The organism is Roseomonas sp. KE2513 (assembly GCF_016107305.1).
Lineage (GTDB): Bacteria > Pseudomonadota > Alphaproteobacteria > Acetobacterales > Acetobacteraceae > Roseomonas.
The window spans coordinates 1-2,322 of sequence record NZ_RCVR01000116.1 but is presented as its reverse complement, the minus strand read 5'-3'; the positions used below and the strand labels follow the sequence as shown (position 1 = coordinate 2,322).

General features: G+C 69.8%; 2 protein-coding genes. Both read left to right on the top strand.

Annotation, left to right across the window (positions count from 1 at the left end):
* Window positions 1–140 precede the first annotated feature (140 nt).
* Window positions 141–1,400 (top strand): IS21 family transposase, encoded by a 1,260-nt coding sequence (gene istA / locus D9599_RS30435; protein WP_198385083.1) that lies wholly within the window; start codon window positions 141–143, stop codon window positions 1,398–1,400.
* Window positions 1,397–2,260, top strand: coding sequence for an IS21-like element helper ATPase IstB (istB, locus tag D9599_RS30430; RefSeq protein ID WP_198385082.1), 864 nt, complete (start codon window positions 1,397–1,399; stop codon window positions 2,258–2,260). The genes istA and istB overlap by 4 nt, the downstream gene beginning before the upstream one ends.
* Window positions 2,261–2,322 lie beyond the last annotated feature (62 nt).

The following is a 2,322-nucleotide window of genomic DNA, read 5'->3' as shown; positions in this document are numbered from 1 at the left end:
GTGTAGGCGCCGGGACGACACTCCCCAGAAGTGCCGACTGAAAATTCCCCAGGTGGCCTGAGGGGCTGACGGGCGGGATTTTTCAGTCGACCGGCCATGGGCCACCGATGCTGCTGCCGTCCTGCAGGGGAGCGGCGCCGGTGGTCCGACTTGGGGAGATCGTCATGATCCTGGACCTGCACCGGCAGGGCCTTTCGGTGTCCGCCATTGCCCGGCGGACCGGGCTCGACCGCAAGACGGTGCGCAAATACGTCGAGCGCGGCCTGGAGCCGCCGGCCTATGGGCCGCGCCAGCCCCGGGGCACGTTGCTGGACCCGTTCAGCCGCTACTTGCGCGAGCGGGTGGCGGCGTTTCCCGACCTGACCGGGCGGCGGCTGCATCGGGAGCTGCGGGACCTTGGCTACGAGGGTGGCTACACCCGGGTGACCGACTTTCTGCGCGACATCCGCCCTCCCGCGACACCCGGCTTCGAGCAGCGCTTCGAGACCGCGCCCGGGCAGCAGGGGCAGGTCGACTTCGCGCAGTTCCGGACCGAGTTCGCCGACGAGCCCGGGGTGGGGCGCATCGTCTGGCTGTTCTCCATGGTTCTCGGGCACAGCCGCATGCTGTGGGCGCGCTTCGTCCTGCACCAGGACCTGCCGACGGTGCTGCGGTGCCACGCCGCGGCCTTCGAGGCGCTCGGCGGCGTGCCGGCCGAGATCCTCTACGACCGCATGCGCACTGCGGTCACTGGCGAGGACGTGCAGGGCATCGCCTACAACCCCACCCTGCTCGAGATGGCCCGACACTACGGCTTCCTACCCAAAGCCTGCCGTCCCTACCGGCCGCAGAGCAAGGGAAAGGTCGAAAGGCCGTTTCGCTACGTGCGCGAGGATTTCTTCCTTGCTCGCAGCTTCCGCAACCTCGACGACCTGAATGACCAGCTTCGGCAATGGCTCGACGGGGTGGCCAACCGTCGGGTGCACGCGACCACCCGCCGCGTCGTCGCCGAGCACTTCGCCGAGGAGAAACCCGGCCTGCGGTCGCTGCCCGCCGGCCCCTTCCAGGCCACGCTGCGCCTGGAACGGCGGATCACCCGCGACGGCATGGTCTCGGTGGATGGCAACCTCTACAGCGTGCCGGACAGCACGCACCGCCGTGCCGTCGAGGTGCACCTGCTCGCCGACGAGCTTCGCATCTTCGAGGAGAACCGCCTCGTCGCGAGCCACCCGGTGCTGGAGGGCCGCGGTCACCGCCGGGTCGCCGGTGGGCATCGACGGCCTTCCTCGCCAGCCAGTCGTCCCGCAGGGACCAGTGGCCCGGTCCTCCCCATCCGTGCGGGCGAGACCGTCGCGCGCCGACCTCTCGCCTTCTACGCCGCCGTTGCCCAGCGGCTGGCCGAGGAGGGTAGCCGCTCATGAGGGACGACAATCCAGTCCCCGCCACTCTGGAGCGGGTCCGCCGCAACCTCGTCGGGCTGCGCATGCCGCGCGCGCTGGAGGTGCTCGACCACGTCGTGCGCCAGGTCGAGCGCGGTGAGATCGGCACGCTGGAGGCGATCGATGCCCTGCTCGCCGAGGAGTTGACCCTGCGCGAGGGACGGCGGATCAAGGCGGCGCTGCAGATGGCGCGCCTCGGCGTGGTCAAGACGCTGGCCAGCTTCGACTTCTCGTTCCAGCCATCCCTCGACCGCAACCGCATCCTGGCCCTGGCCGAACTCGACTTCATCCGCCGGCACGAGGTCGTGCACCTGCTCGGGCCGCCCGGCACCGGCAAGAGCCACCTGGCGGTCGCCCTCGGCGTGGAGGCCGTCCGGGCCGGTCACAGCGTCTACTTCGCCTCTCTCGCCGACATCGTCGCCTCCCTTGCCCGCGCCGAGCGGGAGGGGAACCTGCGCGAGCGGATCCGCTTCCTGTGCCGGGCCTCGCTGCTCATCGTCGACGAGATCGGCTACCTGCCGATCACCTCGAGCAACGGCAACCTGTTCTTCCAGCTGGTCAACGCCCGCTACGAGCGCGGCGCCATGATCCTCACCTCCAACCGGGGCTTTGCCGAGTGGGGTGAGGTGTTCGGTGACCCCGTGGTCGCCACGGCGCTGCTGGACCGGCTGCTGCACCACGCCGTGGTGGTGCAGATCGAGGGCTCGAGCTACCGCCTGCGCCAGCACGTCGACCTCGTCCCAGACACCATGCGCGTCCCGTCCGCAGCCCTCACCCAGGTACCGACACGCCGGCGAGGCCGGCCTCCCAAGGTCAGACCCTCAGCGCCAAACCCCACCTGACCACCCGCCAACTGGGGAAATTTACTTCGGCACTTTTGAGGAGGATCCAACCGGCGTTGACA

Excerpts from the sequence above, each read along its gene's own strand:
- istB (WP_198385082.1), top strand. The coding sequence starts at position 1,397 with ATGAGGGACGACAATCCAGTCCCCGCCACTCTGGAGCGGGTCCGCCGC.